Source organism: Luteimonas aquatica, from assembly GCF_022662575.1.
GTDB lineage: Bacteria > Pseudomonadota > Gammaproteobacteria > Xanthomonadales > Xanthomonadaceae > Luteimonas > Luteimonas aquatica.
On record NZ_JALBFU010000003.1, the window covers coordinates 103,597 to 129,442 of the forward strand.

The 25,846-nt window shown below is 71.3% G+C and carries 20 protein-coding genes and 2 pseudogenes; 15 read left to right on the plus strand and 7 right to left on the minus strand.

Features of this window, described 5'->3' with window-relative positions; all coding sequences use genetic code 11:
* Nucleotides 1-9 precede the first annotated feature (9 nt).
* From MD221_RS09270 to MD221_RS09300, 7 genes are all read left to right on the plus strand, one after another.
* Nucleotides 10-2,433, plus strand: a complete 2,424-nt coding sequence (locus MD221_RS09270; RefSeq protein ID WP_242110820.1) for a TonB-dependent receptor — start codon at nucleotides 10-12, stop codon at nucleotides 2,431-2,433.
* Between the two features lie 57 nt (nucleotides 2,434-2,490).
* A complete protein-coding gene (locus MD221_RS09275) occupies nucleotides 2,491-3,177 on the plus strand; it encodes a Fe2+-dependent dioxygenase (protein WP_242110822.1) in 687 nt (228 codons plus the stop codon).
* Nucleotides 3,174-3,818: a PepSY-associated TM helix domain-containing protein gene (locus tag MD221_RS09280; protein WP_425602241.1), complete on the plus strand. Its 645-nt coding sequence runs from the start codon at nucleotides 3,174-3,176 to the stop codon at nucleotides 3,816-3,818. Before MD221_RS09275 ends, MD221_RS09280 begins: the two co-directional genes overlap by 4 nt.
* A 440-nt stretch (nucleotides 3,819-4,258) precedes the next feature.
* Nucleotides 4,259-4,774, plus strand: a complete 516-nt coding sequence (locus tag MD221_RS09285; RefSeq protein WP_242110831.1) for a DUF2271 domain-containing protein — start codon at nucleotides 4,259-4,261, stop codon at nucleotides 4,772-4,774.
* Nucleotides 4,775-4,830: 56 nt separating this feature from the next.
* Nucleotides 4,831-5,646, plus strand: coding sequence for a DUF4198 domain-containing protein (locus MD221_RS09290; RefSeq protein ID WP_242110833.1), 816 nt, complete (start codon nucleotides 4,831-4,833; stop codon nucleotides 5,644-5,646).
* A 37-nt stretch (nucleotides 5,647-5,683) separates the two neighbouring features.
* Nucleotides 5,684-6,658 (plus strand): FAD:protein FMN transferase, encoded by a 975-nt coding sequence (locus tag MD221_RS09295; RefSeq protein ID WP_242110842.1) that lies wholly within the window; start codon nucleotides 5,684-5,686, stop codon nucleotides 6,656-6,658.
* Nucleotides 6,655-8,295, plus strand: a complete 1,641-nt coding sequence (locus MD221_RS09300) for a sulfite reductase subunit alpha (protein WP_242110844.1) — start codon at nucleotides 6,655-6,657, stop codon at nucleotides 8,293-8,295. Before MD221_RS09295 ends, MD221_RS09300 begins: the two co-directional genes overlap by 4 nt.
* A gap of 30 nt (nucleotides 8,296-8,325) precedes the next feature.
* Here the strand turns inward: MD221_RS09300 and MD221_RS09305 are convergent, their stop codons facing one another.
* On the minus strand, nucleotides 8,326-8,949 hold the full coding sequence (locus MD221_RS09305; RefSeq protein ID WP_242110846.1) for a HutD/Ves family protein: 624 nt from the start codon (nucleotides 8,947-8,949) through the stop codon (nucleotides 8,326-8,328).
* A gap of 360 nt (nucleotides 8,950-9,309) precedes the next feature.
* Complete coding sequence (locus MD221_RS09310) at nucleotides 9,310-9,732, minus strand: ComEA family DNA-binding protein (RefSeq protein ID WP_425602242.1); 423 nt, start codon at nucleotides 9,730-9,732, stop codon at nucleotides 9,310-9,312.
* A gap of 118 nt (nucleotides 9,733-9,850) precedes the next feature.
* On the opposite strand from MD221_RS09310, the gene MD221_RS09315 reads away from it, so the two are divergent.
* The 3 genes and pseudogenes from MD221_RS09315 (at nucleotide 9,851) to MD221_RS09325 (ending at nucleotide 12,758) form a co-directional block, all read left to right on the plus strand.
* Nucleotides 9,851-11,374, plus strand: coding sequence for a M20 family metallopeptidase (locus tag MD221_RS09315; RefSeq protein WP_242110858.1), 1,524 nt, complete (start codon nucleotides 9,851-9,853; stop codon nucleotides 11,372-11,374).
* A gap of 95 nt (nucleotides 11,375-11,469) precedes the next feature.
* A complete protein-coding gene (locus tag MD221_RS09320) occupies nucleotides 11,470-11,706 on the plus strand; it encodes a GlsB/YeaQ/YmgE family stress response membrane protein (RefSeq protein ID WP_242110860.1) in 237 nt (78 codons plus the stop codon).
* Nucleotides 11,707-11,856: 150 nt separating this feature from the next.
* A pseudogene (locus tag MD221_RS09325) lies at nucleotides 11,857-12,758 on the plus strand (PhzF family phenazine biosynthesis protein).
* Between the two features lie 26 nt (nucleotides 12,759-12,784).
* Here MD221_RS09325 and cysC read toward each other — a convergent pair.
* Nucleotides 12,785-14,638 (minus strand): adenylyl-sulfate kinase, encoded by a 1,854-nt coding sequence (cysC, locus tag MD221_RS09330; protein WP_242110864.1) that lies wholly within the window; start codon nucleotides 14,636-14,638, stop codon nucleotides 12,785-12,787.
* 123 nt (nucleotides 14,639-14,761) lie between these two features.
* A complete protein-coding gene (cysD, locus tag MD221_RS09335; RefSeq protein ID WP_277928887.1) occupies nucleotides 14,762-15,754 on the minus strand; it encodes a sulfate adenylyltransferase subunit CysD in 993 nt (330 codons plus the stop codon).
* Nucleotides 15,755-15,886: 132 nt separating this feature from the next.
* Here cysD and MD221_RS09340 point away from each other — a divergent pair, with 132 nt between their 5' ends.
* The 4 genes and pseudogenes from MD221_RS09340 to MD221_RS09355 form a co-directional block, all read left to right on the plus strand.
* Nucleotides 15,887-17,797 carry an assimilatory sulfite reductase (NADPH) flavoprotein subunit gene (locus MD221_RS09340; protein WP_242110890.1) on the plus strand — a complete coding sequence of 637 codons (1,911 nt, stop codon included), beginning with the start codon at nucleotides 15,887-15,889 and terminating at the stop codon, nucleotides 17,795-17,797.
* Nucleotides 17,798-17,842: 45 nt separating this feature from the next.
* Nucleotides 17,843-19,594 carry an assimilatory sulfite reductase (NADPH) hemoprotein subunit gene (gene cysI, locus MD221_RS09345; protein ID WP_242110892.1) on the plus strand — a complete coding sequence of 584 codons (1,752 nt, stop codon included), beginning with the start codon at nucleotides 17,843-17,845 and terminating at the stop codon, nucleotides 19,592-19,594.
* On the plus strand, nucleotides 19,591-20,331 hold the full coding sequence (locus MD221_RS09350; RefSeq protein WP_242110896.1) for a phosphoadenylyl-sulfate reductase: 741 nt from the start codon (nucleotides 19,591-19,593) through the stop codon (nucleotides 20,329-20,331). The genes cysI and MD221_RS09350 overlap by 4 nt, the downstream gene beginning before the upstream one ends.
* Before the next feature lie 95 nt (nucleotides 20,332-20,426).
* Nucleotides 20,427-21,260, plus strand: a pseudogene (locus MD221_RS09355) (NAD(P)-dependent oxidoreductase); the annotation flags it as partial.
* 76 nt (nucleotides 21,261-21,336) lie between these two features.
* Here the strand turns inward: MD221_RS09355 and MD221_RS09360 are convergent.
* From MD221_RS09360 to MD221_RS09370, 3 genes are all read right to left on the minus strand, one after another.
* Nucleotides 21,337-22,215 (minus strand): AraC family transcriptional regulator, encoded by an 879-nt coding sequence (locus MD221_RS09360; protein WP_425602243.1) that lies wholly within the window; start codon nucleotides 22,213-22,215, stop codon nucleotides 21,337-21,339.
* 88 nt (nucleotides 22,216-22,303) lie between these two features.
* Nucleotides 22,304-22,909 (minus strand): hypothetical protein, encoded by a 606-nt coding sequence (locus MD221_RS09365; protein ID WP_242110907.1) that lies wholly within the window; start codon nucleotides 22,907-22,909, stop codon nucleotides 22,304-22,306.
* Nucleotides 22,910-23,064: 155 nt separating this feature from the next.
* Nucleotides 23,065-24,051, minus strand: coding sequence for a LysR family transcriptional regulator (locus MD221_RS09370; protein WP_242110909.1), 987 nt, complete (start codon nucleotides 24,049-24,051; stop codon nucleotides 23,065-23,067).
* A 217-nt stretch (nucleotides 24,052-24,268) separates the two neighbouring features.
* Between MD221_RS09370 and cysG the strand changes: the two genes are divergently transcribed.
* Entirely contained in the window at nucleotides 24,269-25,765 is a 1,497-nt protein-coding gene (cysG, locus tag MD221_RS09375) for a siroheme synthase CysG (RefSeq protein WP_242110911.1), read from the plus strand.
* The last annotated feature ends 81 nt before the right edge of the window (nucleotides 25,766-25,846 follow it).

Genomic DNA, 25,846 nt, shown 5'->3' on the forward strand with positions numbered 1-25,846 from the left:
CCGCCCGCAATGAACCGCCCCCTCCTCGCCGCCGCGCCGCTCGCGGCGGCCCTGGCGACCGCGCTCGCCTGCCCTGCCCACGCCTCCGAAGCCGCCGCCGGCCCCGCCGCGTCCGCCGAGGCCGACCAGAACCAGCGCGACGCCACCGAGCTCGACACCATCCAGGTCGAGGGCCGCATGGTGCGCAAGGCGGCCTCGCCCAAGTACACCGAGCCGCTGCTCGACACACCGCAGACCGTCACCGTGGTCACCAAGGACACCATGGACCAGCAGGGCCTGCTGTCGCTGCGCGACGTGCTCAGCAACCTGCCCGGCATCACCTTCGGCGCCGGCGAAGGCGGCGGCGGCTACGGCGACAGCATCAACCTGCGCGGCTTCAGCGCCAACACCGACATCACCCTGGACGGCGTGCGCGACAGCGCGCAGTACACGCGCAGCGACACCTTCAACGTCACCTCCCTGGAACTGATCAACGGCGCCAACTCGGTGTATTCCGGCGCGGGCTCGGTGGGCGGCACGATCAACCTGGTCAGCAAGACGCCGCACCAAGGCGACGAGCACAGCTTCACCGCCGGCGCGGGCACCGACGGCTACGGCCGCGTCACCGCCGACAGCAACTTCGACCTGGACAACGGCGTGGCCATCCGCTTGAACGCGATGGGCCACAGCGCCGACGTTCCGGGCCGCGACGAGGAATTCAATCATCGCTGGGGCTTCGCGCCGTCGATCACCTTCGGGCTGGGCTCCGACACGCGCTTCACGTTGAGCTACCTGCACCAGCGCGAGAGCAACATGCCGCAGTACGGCGTTCCCTACGCGCTCGGCCAGTTCAACAACGGTCCGTTGCCGGGCGTCGACCCGGAGACCTACTTCGGCTATCGCAACACCTCGCGCCAGGAGATCGACCTCGACGTCCTGACCGGCGTGTTCGAGACCGATTTCAACGACAACGTGAGCCTGCGCAGCCTCGCCCGCCTGCAGAAGGTGGACCAGCATTCCAACGTCAGCGCGCTGCAGGGCAACTGGTGCCGCTTCGATGGCACCGACCCGTTCACCGGCGGCGCCTGCGCCCAGATCGCCGGCAACCGCATGCCGGCCGGCACCTGGTCGCCGACCGGCGGGCCGCGCGGCTACGTGCGCGACACCAAGAACTTCCTCGCCTACAGCCAGACCGACCTGACCGCCAGCTTCCAGACCGGCGCCGTGGAACACCACCTGGTCGCCGGCGTGGCGTTCAGCAAGGAGGATTTCGAGCTCGACACCGGCAGCATCTTCCTCAACGCCGACGGCAGCGCGTTGCCCAACGACAACACCGCCTATCCGCTGCAGGACCTCCGCCACCCGTACAACATCTGGACGGGCCCGATCAATTACTTCCGCACCGGCCGGACCACCGGCAGCTTGAGCAATCAGGCGGTCTACGTCTTCGACACGATGAAGTTCGGCGAACGCTGGCTGCTGAACCTCGGTGCGCGCTACGAACACAACGAGGGCGATTCGACCAACTACACCGTCGCCGGCGGCCGCGTCACCGGGAAGGCCGCGGGCTATCCGGCCAGGAACGAAGAGGATCTGTTCTCGTATCGCGCGGGCCTGACCTACAAGCCCACCGAGAACGGCAGCGTCTACCTGGCCTACGCCAACAGCAAGACGCCGTCCAAGGCCTCGGTCAACGGCTCCTGCACGCCGACGGGCACCGGCAGCGCCACGGCCGCGCCCAACTGCAACGTCGACCCGGAGACCGCGGTCAGCATCGAGCTCGGCACCAAGTGGGAGGTGCTGGACAACAAGCTCTCCCTCACCGCCGCGCTGTTCCGCAACGAGCGTAAGAACTACAAGGTCGCCAGCGGCGACCCCATCCTGCCGGACCAGGTCCTGGACGGGCGCGCCCGCGTGGACGGCATCGCGCTCGGCGCGGCCGGGCGGATCAACGAGCAGTGGTCGGTCTTCGCCAACTACACCTACCTCGACAGCGAGGTCGTGCACGGCGTTTCCGACTACTGCGTGCGCAACCCCGGCAAGGGCGGCTGCACCAGCAACGATGCGGCGCATCCGGATCCGTTCAAGGGCAATCCGCTCACCAATACGCCCAAGCATTCGGCCAACCTGTGGACCACCTATGCGCTGAACGACTGGACCTTCGGCTACGGCGCCAACTACCAGGGCGGCTTCTACACCCAGAACAACGGCATGCTCGGCAGCCTGGAACCGTACAAGACCCCGGACTACTGGGTGCACCGCGCCATGGTCGCCTACCAGTTCAACGACAACTTCGCCCTGCAGTTGAACGTGAACAACATCTTCGACAAGGAGTACTACCTGCGCATCCGCAACAACGTCACCCTCGCCAACGGCGCGGTCGCCAGCGGCAACGGCTGGGCCACGCCCGGCGAGGGCCGCTCGGCGACGCTGACGGCGACGTACCGGTTCTGATGCGGCGGTGCGGCGCCGGATAGGCCATAGTGGCGGCGAGCGCACCGAGGACACACCATGCTACTGCCCATCCCCGAGCTCCTGAGCAAGGAACAGCTGGCGCATTTCCGCGCCCGCCTGGACGCGGCCGACTGGGCCGACGGCCGCGCCACGGCCGGCCACCAGTCGGCCAGGGCCAAGGACAACGCGCAGCTGCCGGAGGATTCGCCGGTGGCGCGCGAGCTCGGGGCGCTGGTGCTGGAGGCGCTCTCGCGCAACAGCACCTTCTTTTCGGCGGCCCTGCCCAAGCGCATCTATCCGCCGCTGTTCAACCGCTACGCCGGCGGCCAATCGTTCGGCTACCACGTCGACAACGCGATCCGCTACGACCGCAGCGGCGGCCGCGCCGAGGCGGTGCGCACCGACCTGTCGGCGACGCTGTTCCTCAGCGAGCCGCAGGACTACGACGGCGGCGAGCTGGTGATCGAGGACACCTTCGGCACCCAGCAGGTGAAGCTCGCGGCCGGCGACCTGGTGCTGTATCCGGGCACCAGCCTGCACAAGGTGCTGCCGGTGACGCGCGGCGCGCGCCTGGCCTCGTTCTTCTGGATCCAGAGCATGCTGCGCGAGGACGCGCAGCGACGGCTGATGTTCGAGCTGGACGTGTCGATCCGGCGCCTCACGCAGTCGGTGCCCGAGCACCCGGCGCTGGTGCAGCTGACCGGCGTCTACCACAACCTGCTGCGGCGCTGGGCCGAGCCGTGAGCGGGAGCCGGCACGCGACCGCAGACATCGCCGCGCAGCAGCGCCGCGGTTTCTGGCTGCGCACGCTGCATCAGTGGCACTGGATCAGCTCGGCGGTGTGCCTGGTCGGCATGCTGCTGTTCGCCGTCACCGGCATCACCCTCAACCATGCCGCGAAGATCGAGGGCAGTCCGCGCGTCAGCAACCAGAAGCTGGTGCTGCCGGCGCCCCTGCGCGCGGGGCTGGGCCAGCGCGCTTCCGGCAACGCGCCGCTGCCTGCGGCCGTCGCCGACTGGCTGGACGAGCGCCTGGCCGTGTCCATCGGCGGGCGCGAAGCCGAGTGGTCGGAGGACGAAGTCTATCTGTCGATGCCCGGCCCCGGCGCCGACGCCTGGCTCAGCATCCAGCGCGGCGACGGTGCCGTGGAATACGAGCGCACCGACCGCGGCTGGATCTCCTATCTCAACGACCTGCACAAGGGCCGCAATGCCGGGCCGGCCTGGGGCTGGTTCATCGACGTCTTCGCCATCGCCTGCGTGGTGTTCACGGTCACCGGGCTCTGGCTGCTGCAGCTGCACGCGCGCCAGCGCCGCATGACCTGGCCCTACGTCGGCCTCGGCCTGCTGGTGCCGGTGCTGCTGGCGCTGATCTTCATTCATTAGATGATCGTCCCTGATCAAGAGCTCGGCCGTCCGTGGCCGGACTTTCCCTTAGAGACGATCGTCCCTGATCCAGAGCTCGGCCGTCCGTGGCCGGACTTTCCCTTAGAGACGATCGTCCCTGATCCAGAGCTCGGCCGTCCGTGGCCGGACTTTCCCTTAGAGACGATCGTCCCTGATCAAGAGCTCGGCCGTCCGTGGCCGGACTTTCCATTAGAGACGATCGTCCCTGATCAAGAGCTCGGCCGTCCGTGGCCGGACTTTCCATGAGAGACGATCGTCCCTGATCAAGAGCTCGGCCGGCCGTGGCCGGACTTTCCATTAGAGACGAGCGTCCCTGAACAAGAGCTCGGCCGTCCGTGGCCGGACTGTCCATTAGAGACGATCGTCCCTGATCAAGAGCTCGGCCGTCCGTGGCCGGACTTTCCATAAAAGAGGTTTCCATGCGCGTCCAACTCACCATTGCCCTGAGCGGCCTGCTGGCGATGCCGGCCTACTCGGCCGAATTCGATCTCAACATCGAGATCCCGCAGCTCAAGGTGGCCGAATACCACCGCCCCTACGTCGCGGTCTGGATCGAGGGCGCCGACCAGAAGGCGGCCGCGAACCTCGCGGTCTGGTACATGAGCAAGGACAGCAAGGAAGGCCACGGCACGAAGTGGCTGCCCGACCTGCGCCAGTGGTGGCGCAAGAGCGGGCGCACGCTCAAGGTGCCGGTGGACGGCGTCACCGGACCGACGCGCCCGGCCGGCAAGCATGCGCTGGGTTTCGACGGCAAGAGCCCGCAGTTGGCGCGGCTGCCCGCCGGCGAGTACACGCTGGTGGTGGAGGCGGTGCGCGAGGTCGGCGGCCGCGAGCTGCTGAAGATCCCGTTCCGCTGGCCGGCCGCGGCGCCGCAGTCCGGCAAGGCGCAGGGCACGAGCGAACTGGGCGCGGTCGCGCTGTCGATCTCGCCCTGATTCCCCATTCGATCCGATCCTTTTCCGGCCTCACGCGCCATCCAGCGGAGCACAACATGAAACGTTCCTCCCTTCTCGTCCCGATGCTCGCGGTCGCGGTTGCCGCCCTGCCGCTGTCCGCCTTCGCCCACAAGGCCTGGCTGATGCCCTCGCAGACGGTCATCGCCGGCCAGGATCCGTGGATCACGGTCGATGCCGCGGTATCCAACGATCTGTTCTATTTCAACCACGTGCCGCTGCGCCTGGACAGCATCGTCATCAGCGCACCGGACGGCAGCCGCGTCCAGGCGCAGAATCCCGCCACCGGCAAGTACCGCAGCGTGTTCGACGTGCAGCTCACCCAGGCCGGTACCTACAAGATCGGCGTGGTCAACGACTACGCCATCGCCAGCTGGGACGAGAACGGCCAGCGCAAGCGCTGGCGCGGCACGCCACAGGCGCTGGCCGCCGAAGTGCCGAAGGACGCCAAGCAGCTGGAGATCGGCCAGTCGCTCAGCCGTGTGGAAACCTTCGTCACCAACGGCTCGCCGAGCGAGACCGCGCTCAAGCCCAGCGGCGACGGCCTGGAATTGGTGCCGGTCACCCATCCCAACGACCTGTTCGCCGGGGAAGAGGCGAAGTTCCGCTTCCAGATCGACGGCAAGCCCGCCGCCGGGCTGGAGGTCGAGGTGATCCGCGGCGGCACGCGCTATCGCAACGCGCAGGACGAGATCAAGCTGGTCACCGACGGCAACGGCGAGTTCACCGTGAAGTGGCCCGAGCCCGGCATGTACTGGCTCAACGCCAGCAGCGAGGACGCCAAGGTGACCGTGCCGCAGGCCAAGCAGCGTCGCCTCGGCTATGTCGCGACGCTGGAAGTGCTGCCGCAGTAAGGCGCGGTTTCCGGTTCGCTGCAACGGCACGGCGGCATTGAACGCTCCCGCAACCCCCGACCAGGCCGCCGTGCACGCGCTCTACGGCGAAACCATGGGCACGCGCTGGCGCGTGAACGCGGTGGCGCCGGCGCGCAGCGACCTGCATGCGCTGCACGGCGAGATCCAGGCCGAGCTGGACCGGCTGGTGGCGCAGATGAGCACCTGGGAAGCCGGTTCCGACATCTGCCGCTTCAACCGCGCGCCGGCCGGGACCTGGCAGGTGCTGCCGCCCGCCTTCTTCGCGGTGCTGCGCTGCGCGCTGGAGATCGCCGCCGCCAGCGACGGCGCCTACGATCCGACCATCGGTCCGCTGGTGGGGCTGTGGGGGTTCGGCGCGAACGCCGCCGGCCAGCGCGTTCCGCATGCGCATGAGATCGACGATGCCCGCGCGCGCACCGGCTGGCGGCGCATCGCGCTGCGCGAGCAGGACGCCTGCGCGCTGCAGCCGGGCGATGCCTGGCTGGATCTTTCGGCGATCGCCAAGGGCTACGCGGTCGATGCGGTGGGCGCGCGGCTGCGCGAGCGCGGCATCGAGGCGGCGCTGGTGGAGGTAGGCGGCGAACTGCGCGGCTACGGCCGCAAGCCGGACGGTAGCGCGTGGCATGTGCTGGTGGAATCGGCGGAAGACCAGGACGACGACGAACCCTGCATCCTCGCGCTGGAAGACGGGCGCGCGGTGGCGACCTCCGGCGACCGCTGGCACCGCTTCGAACGCGACGGCCGCCGCTACACGCACACCATCGACCCGCGCAGCGGGCGCGCCGTCGAGCATGCCGCAGCCGCCGTCACCGTCGTCGCCGACAGCGCGATGCGCGCCGACGCCTGGGCGACCGCGCTGACGGTGATGGGCGCCGAGGCCGGATACGCCTTCGCGGCCGAGCGCGGGCTGGCGGCGCGCTTCCTTGCCCGCCACGCGCAGGGGATCGTCGTCCGCGCCACGCCGGCCTTCCCCGCATCGATCGCGGCATGAGACCCGCAAGCCGGCACAAGGCGGCCGCGCTGCCGCTGCTCGGGAACGCGGCCGTGCTGCTGGCGCTCGTGCTCGCGGCGCTGGCGCTGCTGCCGCTGCACGACGATGCCTGGTGGACCGGCCCGCCGCGCGGGCCGCGCTGGACGGCGGCGGCATTCGCCGTCGCCGGCTACGCCGTCCTCTGTCTCTGGCTGTGGCGGCGCACGCGCACGCGCGGGGCCGCCACCGCCTCCGGCGCGGAACTTCTGGTCGCCTGGGCCAGCCAGACCGGCTTCGCGCAGCAGATCGCGCAGCGCACCGCCGACGCCCTGGCCGAGGCCGGCGTCGCCGTGCAGCTGCGCGAACTGGCCGAGGTCGACGCGGCGATGCTGCGCGCGCACGGCCGCGCCCTGTTCGTGGCCAGCACGACCGGCGAAGGCGATCCGCCCGATCCGGCGCTGGCCTTCGTGCGCGACACGCTCGACGGCGACGCCGACCTGTCCGGGCTGCGCTATGCCGTGCTCGCGCTGGGCGACCGCGAATACGCGCACTTCTGCGGCTTCGGCCATCGCATCGAGCGCTGGCTGCGCCATGCCGGCGCCGCGCCGCTGTTCGACCTGATCGAGGTCGACAACGGCGATCCTGGCGCCCTGCGCCATTGGCAGCACCATCTGGGCCTGCTCGCCGGCGCGCCGGAGCTTCCGGACTGGTCGCCGGCCGGCTATGCGAGCTGGCGGCTGCGCGAACGGCGGGAAGCCAATCCGGGGAGCGCCGGCGGCGCGGCCTACCACCTGGTGCTCCAGCCGCCGGCCAACGCGGCGGCGGACTGGCAGGCCGGCGACATCGCCGAGATCGGTCCGCGCAACGCGCCGGCTGCGGTCGATGCCTGCCTGACGGCCTTCGGACTGCGGACCGGCGACGTCGTGACGCACGCGGGCGAACGCCTCGCGCTCGGCGAACTGCTGGCGCGCTCGCACCTGCCGGCGCCGACAGCTGCGCCGGCCCCGCCCCTGGACGCGCAGGCGCTGGCCGACACCCTGGCTCCGCTGCCGCATCGCGAATACTCGATCGCCTCCCTGCCGCAGGACGGCGGCGTGCACCTGCTGGTGCGCAGGATGCTGCGCGAGGACGGGCGCCCGGGACTCGGCAGCGGCTGGCTGTGCGATCACGCGCCGCTCGGCGGCGAGATCGCGCTGCGCATACGCGCCAACCGCAACTTCCATCCGCCGGCCCCGGAACGCCCGCTGATCCTGGTCGGCAACGGCACCGGCATCGCCGGGCTGCGCGCGCACCTGAAGGCGCGCGTGGCCGCCGGGGCGCGGCGCAACTGGCTGCTGTTCGGCGAGCGCAACGCCGGGCGCGACTTCTTCTACGGCGAGGAGATCCGCGCCTGGCAGGCCGGAGGATTCCTCGCCGCCCTCGACCTGGCCTTCTCGCGGGACGCGGACGCGCCGCCGCACAAGCGCTACGTGCAGCACCATCTGCGCGAGGCCGGCGAACGCCTGCGCGCCTGGATCGACGAGGGTGCCGCGGTCTATGTCTGCGGAAGCCTCGAAGGCATGGCGCCCGGCGTGGACGAGGTCATGCGCGAGGCGCTGGGCGAGGCCACGGTCGACGCGATGCTGATCGACGGCCGCTACCGCCGCGACGTGTACTGACGCGGGACGTCGCGGATCGACCGCGCCGCCTCACGCGGACGGCAAGGCCTCGCCCCGGACGATCCGGATCGCCAGCAGTTCGCCGCCGCCTTCGAGCAGGAATCGCGTGCGCGAGGATTCGGCAAGCAGGGCAGTGTCGCCGGCGCGCAGCGGCGGCAGCGCCGGCGCGGACTCGAAGCGGGCCTCGCCCGCGAGCAGGTGCAGCGCCCACGTCGTCTCCGGCTCGGCGAAGAAGACCATCGGCCCGACCAGCGGGCGGTGGTGCAGGTCCGCCGCGCAGGCGGCGCGTCGCCACATCAGGTTGAAGTCCCGGGTCGGCCCGTCGACGAGTTCGCCGACCACGCCACGCTCGCCGGCGAAGCGCAGCCGGCCGTGCGGCGGCGACAGCGCATGCAGTTCGCCCTCGTCGAAGCGCAGGCGCAGGCCGTTGCCGGCGAGCAGCACCAGTTCGCGGTCCACGCCCGGAAAGGCGGAGAACGCGGCATCCTGCTCGATCTCTGCGATCGACAGGCGCCAGTCCCAGCCTTCACCGTCCGCGGATGCCTGCGCATGGATCTCGCGCGTCCATCCCAGGCCGTTGCGCCAGCGCTCGCGGCGGTAGGCGGAGGCCGGAATCACGCGCGAGCCGCTCGAGGGCTGGTCGATGGTCGTCATCGGCCCAGTGTACGCGGCGCCGGCATCCGGCGGCCCGCACACGCAGAAAAGAGCCGCCCGGCCGCACACGACCTTGTGCGCGACACGGGCGGCGGTACGTCCCTGTTGGCAGTCCCTGCCATTCCATTTGAAGCTTCCCGCTTCCGCCAACCGCCCTGCTCGTCCTGGCATGGGCGGTAGCGACCGCCGGGATATCCGAGGCCGGCCCCCGTGGGACCGGTCCCGGACACGCCGAAGTTTTCGCCCCTTGCTCGAACTTCGGCCCCATCACAAGCACTCGCGTGCCTGAGGTGTCCTTGGCGATGCGCGACCTGGGTCACGCCCGCGATTGGTGATTCCCGTCTTCGACCTGCCTGCCCTTCAACGCTTCGTGGCCATGCGCTGCGCCGGCTTGGCCGGCAGCGCCGCATGCACGGGCGAAGCGCCGACCAGGATGCGGTCGCGGTTCTTCTCCACCGTCTTCAGTCCGATCCCCTTGACCATCGCCAGCTGTTCCGGGCTGCGGAACGCGCCGTTCTGCTTGCGGTAGGCGACGATCGCCTCGGCCTTGGTCGGCCCCACGTTCAGCAGGACGCGATCGAGTTCCGTGGCGTTGGCGGTATTGATGTTGACCTTGTCGGTCGCCAGCGCGGTTCCGGCCAGCAACAGCGACAGCAGCAGCGTGGTGAAGCGGATCTTGAGCAATCGGGTGTTGAAGAACGACATGGTGGTGCTCCTTGATTTGGTATGGGATCCATCCCTGGCGGTTTCCTCCGCCAGTGGAGACAGTGTCCTCGACTCCATGGACACAGCGTATCGCCGCCCCGGCCATGCCGCAGCCGGGGGACGCCGCGTCTCGTTGTAGGGAAATTCCTACCCCGGCGGTAGAATTGCGGCTTCTTCCCCCAGCGAGGTCATCCCCATGGACGACAGCCAATTCGAACCCGCCCGCGCCGAACGCTTCGTCTCGGAGAAATGGGACGACGACATCGTGCCGCAGCTGGTGGAGTACATCCGCATCCCCAACAAGTCGCCGATGTTCGACAGCGACTGGGTCGAGCACGGCTACATGGACGATGCGGTCAAGCTGATGGAGTCCTGGGCCAGGGCGCAGTCGGTGCCCGGCATGACGGTGGAGGTGGTGCGCCTGGAAGGCCGCACGCCGCTGATCTTCCTGGACATCCCGGCCAGCGGCCCGGAGACCGGCGAGGACTGCGTGCTGCTCTACGGCCACCTGGACAAGCAGCCGGAGATGACCGGCTGGGACGACGACCTCGGCCCGTGGAAGCCCGTGCTCAAGGGCGACAAGCTGTTCGGCCGCGGTGGCGCCGACGACGGCTACGCGATCTTCGGCTCGCTCGCGGCGATCCAGGCGCTCAAGGACCAGGGGGCGCCGCACGCGCGCTGCGTGGTGCTGATCGAGGCCTGCGAGGAATCGGGCAGCTACGACCTGCCGGCCTACGTCGACCACCTGGCCGAGCGCATCGGCAAGCCCTCGCTGGTGGTCTGCCTGGATTCGGGCTGTGGCAACTACGACCAGCTCTGGTGCACCACCTCGCTGCGCGGCCTGGCCGGCGGCAACCTCGCGGTGAAGGTGCTCTCCGAGGGCGTGCATTCGGGCGACGCCTCGGGCGTGGTGCCTTCCAGTTTCCGCCTGCTGCGGCAGCTGCTGTCGCGCATCGAGGACGAGAACACCGGCCGCATCCTGATCGAGGGCCTGTTCGCCGAGATTCCCGCCGAGCGCCTGAAGCAGGCCGAACGCTGCGCCGAGGTGCTGGGCAGCGCGGTCTACGACAAGTTCCCCTTCCTGCCCGGCATGACGCCGATGTTCAAGGAGGGCGCCGCGGACCAGTTGACCGAACTGGTGCTCAACCGCACCTGGCGACCGGCGCTGTCGATCACCGGCGCGGACGGCATCCCGCCGCTGGCCTCGGCCGGCAACGTGCTGCGTCCGCATACCTCGGTGAAGCTGTCGCTGCGCCTGCCGCCCACCGTCGACGGCAAGCGTGCCGGCGAGCTGCTGCAGCAGGCGCTGCTGCGCGATCCGCCCAACGGCGCCCAGGTCACGCTCGATCTGGAGAAGGCCGCCACCGGCTGGAACGCGCCGGCGATGGCGGGCTGGCTGGAGCAGGCCATCGACGACGCCAGCCAGGCCTTCTACGGCAAGCCGGCGATGTACATGGGCGAAGGCGGCTCGATCCCGTTCATGGGCATGCTCGGCGAGAAGTTTCCGGGCGCGCAGTTCATGATCACCGGCGTGCTCGGCCCGCATTCCAACGCACACGGCCCGAACGAATTCCTGCACATCCCGATGGGCAAGCGCGTCACCGCCAGCGTGGCCAAGGTGATCGCCGCCCACCACGCGGCGAGCGTGCGCGGCCAGACCACCGGCTCGGCGGTGGCCGCCGACAGCGGCGACCGCCACGGCGACCACGGCTGCTGCTGAGCCCGCCTTGCCGACCGCCCCGGACGCGACGCCCGTCGCGGACCGGGGCGGGTCTGCTACAGTGCGGCCGCCATTCCACCTTGGAGCGCGTCGAAATGTTAAACGGCTTCTTCGGCTACATCATCGGCGGTGCGGTCATCGGCATCCTGGCGCGGCTGTTCAAGCCCGGCGCCGACCCGATGGGCTGGATCATGACCATCCTGCTGGGCATCGCCGGCGCCGCGATCGCCGGCTACCTGTACGCGGGCCACGGCATCTGGACCTGGGCGGTCGCGATCCTGGCTTCCATCGCGCTGCTGTTCGTATTCGAGATGATCCGCAAGAAGCGCTGACCGCGACGCCTGCGTCCGGCCACATCCCAAAAAGCCGCGCCTCAGCGCGGCTTTTTCTTTTGGCGGCGCCATTCTCGCGCTTCCCGCCGCGTGGCCGGCCCGGAATCGGCCTGGAATAAGATATCGCCGCCCCCTCTCGCGCGGATCGCCATGCCCGACTATCGCTTCGTGACCGTGGACGTCTTCACCGAGCGGCGTTTCGGCGGCAATCCGCTGGCCGTGTTCACCGACGCCCGCGGCCTGACGGACGCGCAGATGCAATCGCTGGCGGCGGAGTCAACCTCAGCGAGACCACCTTCGTGCTGCCGCCGCAGGATCCGGCGCACACGGCGCGCGTGCGCATCTTCCATCGCACGGCGGAGATGCCCTTCGCCGGCCATCCGATGGTGGGCACCGGCTATGTGCTCGCGCGCGAGGGGCTGGCGCGGGGCGATGCCCTGTCGTTCGAGGTGCCGGCCGGCGTGGTGCGCGTCGAGATCGAGCGCGACGGCGACGGTGAGGTGCTCGGCAGCCGGATCGGCGCGCCGCGCCCGCTGGCCACCGGCGCCGAGTTTCCGGTCGAGACCATCGCCGCCTGCGCCGGCATCGCGGCCGCCGACATCCGCGTCGCGGCGCACCGTCCGATCCATGCCTCGGTGGGCACCTGGTACGTGATCGCGGAAGTCTCGCCCGAGGCCCTGTCGCGCGCGGCGCCCAGCCTGGAGGCGTTCCACCGGGTCTGCGTCGGGCGGCCCGAACTGGAGGGGCGCTTCTCGCTGCACCTGTACGCGCACGAAGGGGCCGACGACTCGCTCGTGCGACTGCGAGCGCGCATGTTCGCGCCCGAGGCCGGCACCATCGAGGACGCCGCCACCGGCAGCGCGAACACGGCGCTGGCCGCGCTGCTGCTCTCGCTGTCGGGCGAGCGCGCGCGCCGCTACGACGTGCTGCAGGGCGTGGAGATGGGCCGTCCCAGCCTGCTGCATGCCTCGGCGACGCGCACGATCGACGGCATCCGCGCGGACGTCGCCGGCCGCTGCGTGCCGGTGCTGCGCGGCGAGGCGTTGCTGTAGCGCAGCGCCGCCTGGCCGCGGCGGCTTCAGTCCAGCAGCCGCGCGATCACCTGCCGCGCCAATTCCTCGGAGGAGTGCGACAGCGTATCGAGCGTCAGCTCCGGGGATTCCGGCGGCTCGTAGGGCGAATCGATGCCGGTGAAGTTCGGCAGCTCGCCGCGGCGCGCCTTGGCGTACAGGCCCTTGACGTCGCGCCGCTCGGCCTCGGCCAGCGGCGTGTCGACAAAGACCTCGATGAAATCGCCCTCGGCGAACAGCGCGCGCGCGGACCCGCGCTCGGCGCGGAACGGCGAGATGAAGCTCACCAGCACGATCAGGCCCGCGTCGGTCATCAGCCTGGCGACCTCCGAGACGCGGCGCAGGTTTTCCACGCGGTCCTCGTCGGTGAAGCCGAGATCGCGGTTCAGGCCGTGGCGCACGTTGTCGCCGTCGAGCAGGTAGGTGTGCAAGCCGCGCGCCGCGAGCCCGGCCTCGACCAGGTTGGCGATGGTCGACTTGCCGGCGCCGGACAGTCCGGTGAACCAGACGCAGCGCGGCTGCTGTCCCTTCAGCGCGGCGCGCGCGCGCCGGTCGACGCTGAGCGCCTGCCAATGGATGTTGTCGGCGCGGCGCAGGCCGTGGCGGATCATCCCGCAGCCGACCGTGGCGAGGCTGGCCGGGTCGATCAGGATGAAGCCGCCCAGCGCCGGTTCCCGTGCGTAGGTGGCGAAGGCGATCGGCGCGTCCAGCGACAGCGTGATCTGGCCGATGTCGTTGAACTCCAGGCGCTTGGCGGCCAGAGGCTGCAGGCTCTGCGGCTCCAGCTTGTGCTTGATCTCGCTCACGCGCGCGCCGACGCTGCGCGCGCCGAGCTTGAGCTGGTAGCGCCGGCCGGGCAGCAGCGCGGCCTGGTCGAACCACAGCACGTCGGCGGCGAACTGGTCGCTGGCCGACAGCGGCGCCTGCGCCGGCGCCAGCACGTCGCCGCGCCCGGCGTCGACGTCCTCGGCCAGCCGCACGGCCACCGCGTCGCCGGCACGCGCGGCCTGCGCCGGCGTGCCCGAACGCGCGAGCTCGGCGACCGTGGCGTTCGCGCCCGCCGGCTCCACGCGCAGCGCATCGCCCACGCGCAGCACGCCCGAGACCAGGGTGCCGGCCAGCCAGCGCGCGCCGCCGTCGGCGCGCAGCACCGACTGCACGGGCAGGCGCGCCGGCAGCTGCTCGTCGCGGCGCTCGATGCGCACGCCGTCGAGATGTTCGAGCAGCGTCGGCCCGGCGTACCAGGAAAAATTCGCCGAGCGCGTGGTCACGTTCTCGCCGGTGGCCGCGGCCAGCGGAATGGCGACCACCGCCTCGATGCCCAGCTGCGCGGCATGGGCGCGATAGGCCTCGGCGATCGCCTCGAAGCGTTCGCGATCGTAGCCCTCGCGGTCGAGCTTGTTCACCGCCAGCAGGACGTGGCGCACGCCGAACAGCGCGGCGATGGCCGTGTGCTGGAAGGTCTGCGGCAGCAGGCCCTTGCCGGCGTCGACCAGCACGATCGCCAGATCGGCGACCGACGCGCCGGTGGCCATGTTGCGGGTGTACTGCACGTGCCCGGGGCAGTCGGCGATCAGATAGCGGCGCCGCGCGGTGCGCAGATGCCGCCAGGCGACGTCGATGGTGATGCCCTGCTCGCGCTCGGCCTCCAGCCCGTCCAGCAGCAGGGCGTAGTCCAGCTCGCCGTTGCGCGTGCCGTGGCTGGCGCTGGCGCGCGCCAGCGCCGCCTGCTCGTCCTCGGACAGGCGGCCGGCCTCGGCCAGCAGGCGGCCGATCAGGGTGCTCTTGCCGTCGTCGACGCTGCCGCAGGCGACGATGCGCAGGAAGTCGGAATGCCCGGATTGTGCGGAGGTTGCCGTCATCGATCTCTTCGTGTGTTTGGATCCCTCTCCTGCAAGAGAGGTGGCGGCGAGGGCTCCGTTCACGAAAGGCCCTCACCCTCGCTCGCTTCCCCTTTCCCGCGCCCGGGAAAGGGGACATGAAGCCTAGAAATACCCTTCCCGCTTCTTCTTTTCCATGCTGTCGCCCTCGGCGTGGTCGATCAGGCGCCCGGCGCGCTCGGACTGGGCGCTGCGCTCCATCTCGGCGATCACCGCGTCCAGGTCGGCGGCGTCGGACTCCACCGCGCCGGTCAGCGGATAGCAGCCCAGGGTACGGAAACGCACGCGCCGCAACTGCGGCGTCTCGCCCGGTTCCAGACGGAAGCGCGCGTCGTCGACCACGATCAGCGCGCCGTCGCGGCGCACCGTCGGCCGCTCGGCGGCGAAGTACAGCGGCACCACCGGGATCGATTCGCGGCGGATGTAGCGCCACACGTCGAGTTCGGTCCAGTTCGAAAGCGGGAACACGCGCACGCTCTCGCCCTTGCCGACGCGGCCGTTGTACAGCTGCCACAGCTCGGGCCGCTGGCGGCGCGGGTCCCAGCGGTGCTGCGCGTCGCGGAAGGAGAACACGCGTTCCTTGGCGCGCGATTTCTCCTCGTCGCGACGGGCCCCGCCGATCGCCGCGTCGTAGCCGCCACGCTCCAGCGCCTGCTTCAGCGCCTGCGTCTTCATGATCTCGGTGTGCACGCTGGCGCCATGGCTCTGCGGGCCGACGCCATCGCGCACGCCGTCGGGGTTGATGTGCACGCGCAGGTCCACGCCGGTCTCCGCGGCGCGGCGATCGCGGAAGGCGATCATCTCGCGGAACTTCCAGGTGGTGTCCACGTGCAGCAGCGGAATGGGCGGATTTGGCGCCGGGGCGAACGCCTTCAGCAGCAGGTGCAGCAGCACCGAGCTGTCCTTGCCGATGGAATACAGCAGGACGGGGTTGCGGCTCTCGGCGGCGACCTCGCGCAGGATGTGCAGGCTTTCGGCCTCCAGGCGGTCGAGCTCGTCGCGGTCGTCGGTTGCGGAAGAAACGGTCATCGGCTCGTTCGGTCGGGCTGGCGGGGCTGGTCGCGGTGGCTCCACCCGCCCCGACGCCCGGGCCGGCATTGTAGCCAGCCCCCGCGCCGCGCCCGTAAATGACTGCGCGGCATGTGCGCATAACCGAGCTTCCTTTCCGCCCGGTCGCCGCCGCGCCTAGGGTGAGGGTCGTCCCCGTCTCCGCAACTCCGGCCGTCCGCGATGCCCTCGCCCAACGCCCTGCCCGCGCCGCCCCTCTCCGACGAACAGGCCGATGCCGTCGTCCAGCTCACCCGCGCACTCGACGCGCCGGGGCTGTGGTGGCTGTCGGGCTATGCCGCGGGGCTGGCGACCTCGCGGGCGGCACCCGCCCAGTCCGCTCCTGCCGTTGCCGTGCGCCCCGATGCCGCGACGGCAGGGCGGCTGACCATCGTCTACGGCAGCCAGACCGGCAACGCCAAGCGCACGGCCGAACAGCTCGCCCAGGAGGTCGAGGGCACCGGCGTGGCGGTGCGCGTGCTGCGCGCCGATGCCTACCCGGTGCGCGAGCTGAAGACCGAGCGGCACCTGTACCTGGTCATCAGCACGCAGGGCGACGGCGATCCGCCGGACGACGCGCGCGAACTGGTGGAATTCCTGGCCGGCAAGCGCGCCCCGCGCCTGGAGCAGTTGCGCTACGCCGTGCTCGGCCTGGGCGATTCCAGCTACCCGCAGTTCTGCGCGATCGGCCAGCGCCTGGACGCGCGCCTGGCCGAGCTCGGCGCGCAGCGCCTGCTGCCGCGCGGCGACGCCGATCTCGACGTCGATACCGTCGCCGCCCCCTGGCGCGCGCAGGCCCTGGCCGCGGCCCGCGAGGCCTTGGCGCCGGCCGCGCAGGATGCCGCCCACGGCGCGGCGGACGCGTCGAGGAAACCGCTGGCCACGGTCACGCCGCTGCGCCCGCAGGCCGCCGCGCACGGCCGCGACCATCCCTTCGCCGCCGAACTGCTGGCCAACCAGCGCATCACGCTGGCGCGCGGGCGCGGCGCCTCGCCCAAGGACATCCGCCACATCGAGCTCTCGCTCGAGGACTCGGGGCTGCACTACGAGCCGGGCGACGCGCTCGGCCTGTGGCCGCGCAATCCCGAGCCCCTGGTCGAGGCGATCCTGTCCACGCTCAAGCTCGACGGCGAGCGCGAAGTCGCCCAGGGCGAGACCGCGCTGCCACTGCGCGAATGGCTGACCGCCAGGCGCGAACTGACCCGGCTGGCCCGCCCGTTCCTGGCCGCGCACGCCGAGCGCGCGGGCGATGCCGAGCTGCAGGCGATCGTGCAGCCCGGCCATCCGCTGCTGGCCGACTGGCTCGCCAACCGCCAGGTCATCGACCTGTTGCAGCGCCATCCCGCCGACTGGAGCGCCGACGCGCTGGTCGCCGCGCTGCGCCCGCTGACGCCGCGCCTGTATTCGATCGCCTCCAGCCGCAAGGCGGTGGGCGAGGAAGTGCACCTCACCGTCGCCCATGTCGAATATGGCGCCGATGCGGACACGCGCTGGGGCGCGGCTTCGCATTACCTGGCCACGCGCGCCGAGGGCGAACGCCTGCCGGTCTACGTGGAGGCCAACGAACGTTTCCGCCTGCCGGCCGATGCCGCGCGCGACGTGATCATGATCGGCCCGGGCACCGGGGTGGCGCCGTTCCGCGCCTTCGTGCAGGAACGGGCCGCGACGCGCCCGACGCGGGCGGGCGCCCCCGGCCGCAACTGGCTGTTCTTCGGCAATCCGCATTTCCGCAGCGACTTCCTCTACCAGCTGGAATGGCAGCGCGCGCTCAAGTCGGGCGAACTCGATCGCATCGACCTCGCCTTCTCGCGCGACGCATCGAGAAGTCCGGCCTGGGATGGCCGGGCTCTTGCGGGGGACTCGCACAAGAAGATCTATGTCCAAGACCGCATCCGCGAGCGCGGCGCCGAACTCTACGACTGGCTGGAGAACGGCGCCCATCTCTACGTCTGCGGCGCGATCGCCATGGGCAAGGACGTGCACGGCGCGCTGCTGGATGCGGTGAGCGCGCGCAAGGGCGGCGACCGCGAGGCGGCCGTGGAATATCTCGACGCGCTGCAGCGCGAGGGCCGCTACGCCCGGGACGTGTACTGATGGACGTGCACTGATGAACGTGATCCCGACGAGCGGGGCCGTCCGATGAGCGCGCACTCGGTCGAGGACATCAAGCGCGACAGCGCGCGCCTGCGCGGCTCGCTGCTGCAGAGCCTGGCCGACCCGGTCACCGGCAGCCTGCGCGAGGACGACCAGACGCTGATCAAGTACCACGGCAGCTACCAGCAGGACGACCGCGACATCCGCGAGGAGCGCCGCCTGGCCAAGCTCGAACCCGCCTACAGCTTCATGATCCGCACCCGCACCCCGGGCGGCGTGGTCACCCCGGCGCAGTGGCTCAAGCTCGACGCCGTCGCCACCGGCTTCGCCGAGCGCGGCCTGCGCATCACCACGCGCCAGGCCTTCCAGTTCCACGGCGTGATCAAGACCGAGCTCAAGGCGACGATGCAGGCGATCAACGCCGCGCTGATCGACACCCTGGCCGCCTGCGGGGACGTCAACCGCAACGTCGCGGTCGCCGCCAACCCGCACCTGTCGGCCGCGCACGCGGCGGTGCATGCGCAGGCGGCGGCGCTGTCGGAGCACCTGCTGCCGAACACGCGCGCCTACTACGAGATCTGGCTCGACGAGCAGCGCGTGGCCGGCAGCGGCAGCGAGGACGAGCCGGTCTATGGCGAGCGCTACCTGCCGCGCAAGTTCAAGATCGGATTCGCCATTCCGCCCTTCAACGACGTCGACGTGCTGGCCCAGGACCTGGGCTTCATCGCGATCCTCGACGCGGCCGGCGCGCTGACCGGCTACAACGTCAGCGTCGGCGGCGGCATGGGCGCCACCCACGGCGATCCGGACACCTATCCGCGCCTGGGCAGCGTGGTCGGCTTCATCGCCCCCGAACGGCTCGTCGCCACGGCCACCGCCGTGGTCACCGCGCAGCGCGACTTCGGCAACCGCGAAGTGCGCAAGCGCGCCCGCCTGAAATACACCATCGACGACCGCGGTCTCGACTGGTTCCGATCCGAAGTCGAACGGCGTGCCGGTTTCCCTCTCCTTCCGGCACGTCCGTTCGGCTTCGCCCACAACGGCGACCGTTTCGGCTGGACCGGCGGCGAGGACGGACGCGGCCACCTGACCCTGCGCATCCCGGCCGGCCGCATCGTCGACGGCGCCCTCGACGGCCGCGGCGAGGCGGTGCGGCACCTGAGCGGCCTGCGCGAGATCGCGCGCCTGCTGGCGCAGGCCGCCGCTCCCGACGACGGACGCAGCGCCGAGTTGCGCCTCACCCCGAACCAGAACCTGGTCATCGCCAACATCCCGGCCGCGCTGCGCGAGCGCATCGACGCGCTGACCGCCGAATACGGACTCGACGGCTGGCGCCGCGCCAATCCGCTGCGCCGCAACGCCCTGGCCTGCGTGGCCCTGCCCACCTGCGGCCTGGCGATGGCCGAGGCCGAACGCTACCTGCCGGAATTCGTCGCCAAGGTCGAGGAGCTGCTGGCGCGCCACGGCATCCCCGGCGCGCCCATCCACCTGCGCCTGAGCGGCTGCCCCAACGGCTGTTCGCGCCCCTACCTCGGCGAGATCGCGCTGGTCGGCAAGGCGCCGGGCCGCTACAACCTGATGCTCGGCGCCGACCACCGCGGCCAGCGCCTGAACACCCTGTACCGCGAGAACGTCGACGAGGCCGCCATCCTCGGCGCGCTCGACCCGCTGTTCGCCGACTACGCGCGCGAGAAGCGCTTCGAGGAAGGCTTCGGCGACTTCCTGGTGCGCCGCGCCGTCGTCTCCATTCCCGAAAAAGACATCCGCAAGTCCATTCCCGTCGAGGTTGTCGCATGAGCCCGCCCGATCCCGTCTCCGCCGCCGAATCGACCCAGGCACTGGCGGAACTCAACCGCTGGCTGGGCGGGCGCAGTGCCGAGGAGCGCGTGGCCTGGGCGCTGGAGAACACCGCGGGCGAACACGCGCTCTCCTCCAGCTTCGGCGCGCAGGCGGCGGTGTCGCTGCACCTGGCGACGCGGCACAAGCCGGACATCCCGGTGATCGTGGTCGACACCGGCTACCTGTTTCCGGAAACCTACCGCTTCATCGACCAGCTGAGCGAGCGGCTGTCGCTCAACCTCAAGGTCTACCGGCCGCAGATCGGCGTCGCCTGGATGGAGGCGCGGCTGGGCCGGCTGTGGGAGGAAGGCGTCGACGGCATCACCCGCTACAATCGCCTGCGCAAGGTCGAGCCGATGCAGCGCGCGCTGCGCGAACTGGGCGTGCGCACCTGGATCGCCGGCCTGCGCCGCGCGCAGTCGAGCACGCGCGAAAGCCTCGACTTCCTGGAACTGCGCGAGGGCCGCTGGAAACTGCATCCGATCGCCGACTGGAGCGACCGCGACGTGTGGGACTATCTGCGCAAGCACGACCTGCCCTACCACCCGCTCTGGCACCAGGGCTACGTCTCCATCGGCGACATCCACACCACCCGGCCGCTGGAACCGGGCATGCGCGAGGAGGACACGCGCTTCTTCGGCCTCAAGCGCGAGTGCGGGCTGCACTTCGACGACGGCGCCCCGGTCGCGGCCTAGCGCGGCGCGCGCACAATCGTTCAAGGCGCCCGGCGCCGGGCGGCGTAGCCTGGCGGCGACCCGGGAACATCCGGCCACCCGGGCAGGGAGACGCCATGAATGCGACGGGCTTCATCGGTCTGGGCGTGATGGGCCTGCCCATGGCGCTCAACATGGCCCGCGCGGGCATCCCGCTGGTGGCCTGGAACCGCTCCCCGGGCAGATACGACGCCCTGCGCGAAGCCGGCGCGCGCGTGGCCGACAGCGCCCCCGACGTGTTCCGGCAGGCGGACGCGGTCGTGCTCATGCTCGCCGACGAGCGCGCGATCGACGCCGTCCTCGGCCGCGGCACGGCGGCGTTCGCGGGGCATGTCGCGGATCGGACGATCGTCCACATGGGCACGACCGCCGCCGACTATTCGCGCCGGCTCGAAACCGACATTCGCGCGGCGGGCGGACGCTATGTCGAGGCGCCGGTCTCGGGATCGCGCGTGCCCGCCGAGACCGGACAGCTGATCGGCATGCTCGCCGGCGAGAGCGAAGCCGTCGAGGCCGTCCGCGCCCTGCTGCGCCCCGTCTGCCGCGACACGATCGTCTGCGGCCAGGTGCCGAACGCCTCGCTGATGAAACTCTCGGTGAACCTGTTCCTGGTCACCATGGTCGCGGGCCTGGCCGAAGCGGCGCACTTCGCCGAGCGGCATGGCCTGGACATGCGCCAGTTCCGGGCGGTGCTCGATGCCGGCCCGATGGCCAGCGCGGTCTCGCGCGCGAAAACGCAGAAGCTGGTGGAGCGCGATTTCGGCGTGCAGGCCGGGCTCGTCGACGTGCTCAAGAACAACCGGCTGATTGCCGAGGCCGCGCGCGCCGGCGCATTGGCCTCGCCGATGCTCGATGCCAGCTACGCGCTGTTCGGCGAGGCGGTGGCGCTGGGCCATGGCGCGCTCGACATGGCCGCGGTGGTGGGGGGCCGCNGATTGCCGAGGCCGCGCGCGCCGGCGCATTGGCCTCGCCGATGCTCGATGCCAGCTACGCGCTGTTCGGCGAGGCGGTGGCGCTGGGCCATGGCGCGCTCGACATGGCCGCGGTGGTGCGCGCCATCGAGGCGCGCACCGACGCCGCCCAGCGCGCCGGCGTCAATCCGTAGGCCATCTTGAACTGCCGCGTCATGTGGCTCTGGTCGGCGAAGCCGGCCTCGGTCGCGGCCTCCACCAGGCGCGCGCCGCGCTCGAGCAGCCGCCGCACCTGATCGAGCTGGCGCAGCGTGCGGAAGCGGCTGGGGCTGGTGCCGAAGGCGGCGCGGAACTGGCGCGCCAGCGCCCAGCGGTCCAGGCCGCTGGCGCGTTCCAGCTCGTCCATCGAGCGGCGCACGGCGGGCGCCGACGCGATCAGCTCGCGCACCTGCGACAGGCGGTCGAAGGCGATGCGGTCCGGCGCGCGCCGACGCGTGCCCGGTGCGGCGCCGGCGAGCAGGCCCGCGACGGCGCTCACCAGGCCGATGCGCGCCACCGCGTCGAGCTCGCCGTCGATGTCCCAGATCTCGGCGATCGTGTCCGGCGGCAGACGCAGCGTCTCCAGCACCGGCTCGGCGACGAACGGCAGCGCCGCCGTCTGCAGGGCCTCCTGGATCAGCGCCGGATCGAGATAGACCATCCGGTAGCCGAAACCCGCCTCGTCGCCGGCGCCGCCGTCGTGCAGTTCGTCGGGATGGAGCACGTGGCACTGGCCCGGCAGGCAATGCCAGCGCCTGCCGCGGAAGCGGAAGGTCTGCACGCCCGAGAGCGTGATGCCGATGGCGTAGGTGTCGTGGCGGTGCGGGGAAAACGCCTGCCCGTGCAGGTGCGCTTCCAGGCGCTCGATGCCCGGGGCGCCCGATGCGATGCGGATGCGGTCGTCGCCGGCGGCCATGGCTTGCGGTCTCCGCCGGCGGCGCGCCGGCTCGTCGTTGCACGGCGACAGCATACGCGGGCCCGCCGCGCCGGCCCAGGCGCGAGCGCTAGCGCACGCGCAGGCGCAGCGGCGGCGGTATCCGCTTGCCGTCCGGCAACGCCGGCTCCAGGAACTCGATGCGCACCCGGGTTTCGCCCTGTTCCCAGGCCACTCCGGCGAACGGGCTGATCGGCGCCAGCCCCAGCACCCGCGCGATGCCGGTCGCCGGCGCGAAGAGCATCAGTTCCATCCGTTCTCCGCGCACGCCGCCCGCATACAGCGCGAAGCTTCCCGAGGGCGAGATCGAATATTCGTAGGACGCGCAGGAGCACAGCTCCCGGTCCCGGTAGTAGAGATGCTGCGAGTGATAGATCCCCTCCCAGTGTCCGGGCGGATTCGGCGTCTGCCGCTTCACCTGCCGGAAGCCGAAACCGAGATCGCGGCTCGATTCCGAGCCGCCGCCCGGAATGTCCCGCCACGGCCCATCCTCGGGCAGGGACGGCACCTCCATGGACTGCAGCGGCACCGGATTCTCTTTCGCGACCGGCGCCGGGGACGAAACCGGCTGTCGCGCGGGAGCCGGCAACGCGAGCGCGGCGCGTTCGCCGGAAGCGGCCGGTGCGACGAGCTTCCACCACAGCGCCCAGCCCATGGCGAGCGCCGCGAGCAGCACGCAAGCCGCCGCCAGGGGCAGGATCGGAGGCCTCTTTGTTTCCGTCACGGCGTTCGCATCGATCCTCGCGCATCCGGGCGCGCTGCGGCCATCATCCCGCGCGTGGCGCGACGGAGCAACATGCCTGGGCGGCGGATCGCCGGACGCAACCTCGCCTATACCGTGATCGGCTGGCTCAGTTCCACCCACGCGGGCGGCGTCGGCCAATGCGGCTCGAGATTGCCTTCGAGCACGCGGCGCAGGTCGCGCGGATCAAGTTGCGGCGCGAGATGGTGCAGCAGCGCCAGCGCGTAGTCGCGCAGCACGCGGCCGCGCGGGATCACCGCCCAGGTGACGCACTCGGGCAGCGCGGTGGGCGCCGGCAGGATGCGCAGGTCGCCGTCCTCGCGCGCGCCGATCGCCATTTCCGCCAGCAGGCCGGCGCCGAGCCCGGCGCGCACGTAGGTCTTGATCAGGTTGGCGTCGCGCGCGGTCATCGCCACCTGCGGCTCGACGCCCTCGGCGGCGAAGGCGCGCTGCAGCGAGGAGTCGGCGCGGATCGAGGATTCGTAGCTGATCAGCGGATGCTGCGCCAGCTCCGCCAGCGTCGGCGCGCGTCCCAGGTCGGCGAGCGGATGCGAGCGCGGCAGCAGCAGCACGCGGCGCCAGCGGTACAGCGGCACCGCCAGCCCGCCCTGCGGCACGCCGCCGGCGCTGCTGATCAGCGCCAGGTCGGCGCCGTCCTGCGCCAGCTTCTGCAGCACCTCGGCGTCGCCCGCGGCCTGCAGGTCCACGCTCACCTGCGGGAAGCGGCGCTTGATCGACGCGATCGCCGGCGGCAGCACGTAGCGCGCCTGGGTGTGCGTGGTGGCCAGCAGCAGGCGGCCGGCATGCTCGCCGCGCTCGTTGGCGGCGTAGCTGCGGATGTTGGCGGCTTCTTCGAGGATGCGCCGGGCATGGTCGAGCACGCGCTCCCCGGCCGGGGCTATGCCTTCCAGGCTGCGGCCCTTGCGCACGAACAGCTGGAAGCCCAGCTCGTCCTCCAGCTGCTTGAGCTGCTTGGACAGGCCGGGCTGGGTGGCGTGCACGCGCTCGGCCGCCAGGGTGATGTTGAGCCCGGCGTCGACGATGGCGACGAGGTAGCGGAGTTGGGTGAGGGTCATCGCGGTGCCTGGCCTGCGGGCGCTCCGGAGGCGGGGCCGCCGGAAATATATCTTTTTATCATGATGAAAGGATTCATTAACATATCGTCAGCCCCGAATCCTGTCCAGCGCGAGCGGCGTCCAGCTTATGCCGAAATGGCATAAGCGCAGGAAGGGGCGCCATTTCCTCGCCGGGGCGGGCCTCGCTAGCGTCGATTCCCCACCCTGGGGCTCCGCCATGCCGACACCTGCCACCGGCGATATCCGCCCATATCGCCTATACCCCCTCTTCGCCGACCTGCGCGGACGCACCGTGCTGGTGGTGGGCGGCGGCGCCGTGGCCCGGCGCAAGGTCGAGGCCCTGCTCGAGGCCGGCGCCCGGGTCGTGGTCGGCGCCCCGCGGCTGGACCCGGCCCTGGCCGAGTGGGCGGCGCAGCGCCGCATCGAGCACTGCGCCGGCGAGTTCGTGCCCGAGTGGCTGGACGAGGCCTGGCTGGCGATCGCCGCCACCGACGATGCCGCCGCCAATCACGCCATCGCCGACGCCGCCGAACGGCGCTACGTCTGGGTGAACGTCGTCGACGACGTCGAGCTCTCGCGCTTCCAGGTGCCGGCGCGCGTGGAGCGCGGCCCGCTGCAGATCGCCATCTCCAGCGGCGGCGGCGCGCCGATGCTGGCGCGGCTGATCCGCGAGCGGCTGGAAGCGCAGTTCGACGAGTCCTACGGCGCGCTGGCGCAACTGCTCACCCGGCATCGCGAACGCATCCGCGCGCGCTGGCCGGCGCAGGACGGACACGACCTGGCGGAGCGCCGCCGCGGCTTCGCGCGGCTGCTGGCCGGGCCGCTGCAGTCGCTGCTGCGCAAGCGCCAGCACATCGCCGCCGAACATGCCTTCGACAAGCTGCTCGGCGCCGATGCCGCGCAGGAAACCGCCGCAGCGACGCTCGGTTCGGTGGCGCTGGTCGGCGCCGGCCCGGGCGATCCCGGGCTGCTGACCTTGCGCGCGCTGCGCCTGCTCAACGAGGCCGACGTGATTCTCCACGACCGCCTGGTCGATCCCGGGATCCTCCAGCTCGCGCGCCGCGACGCCGAGCGCATCGAAGTCGGCAAGCGCGCCGGCGACGGCACGCAGCACCACCATGCCACGCAGGAACGCATCCACGCGCTGCTGATCGAGCACGCGCGCGCCGGACGCCGCGTGGTGCGCCTGAAGGGCGGCGACCCGTTCGTGTTCGGGCGCGGCGGCGAGGAACTCGAAGCGCTGCGGGACGCGGGCGTTCCCTTCGAGGTGGTGCCGGGCATCACCGCCGCCACCGCCTGCGCCGCCTATGCCGGTATTCCCCTCACCCATCGCGGCGTGGCGCAGTCGCTGCGCTTGGTGACCGCGCAATGCCAGTCCTCGCTCGACGCATTGGATTGGGCGGCGCTGGCGCAGGCGCGCGAAACCCTGGCCGTGTACATGGGCGTGGCGATGCTCGATACGCTGCAGGCGCGCCTGCTCGCGCACGGCCGCGCCGCGGACACGCCGTTCGCGCTGATCGAGAACGGCTCGCGCCCCGACCAGCGCGTGGTGACCGGTCCCTTGTCGCAATTGGCCGAACGCGCGCAGGCGCACGGCGCGCGCGCGCCCGCGCTGCTGGTGGTCGGCGAAGTCGCGGCCTTCGCCGACCGCCTGCACTGGTACGGCGCCCCGCCGCTGGACATGCCGCGTCCCGCGCTGGAGGCGGCCGCGTGACCGCCTTCGCTTCCTCGCCACCGTCTCCACTCCCTTCCGCCATCCCCGCGCGGACCTTGGCCCATTGGGCGTTCGCTCCCG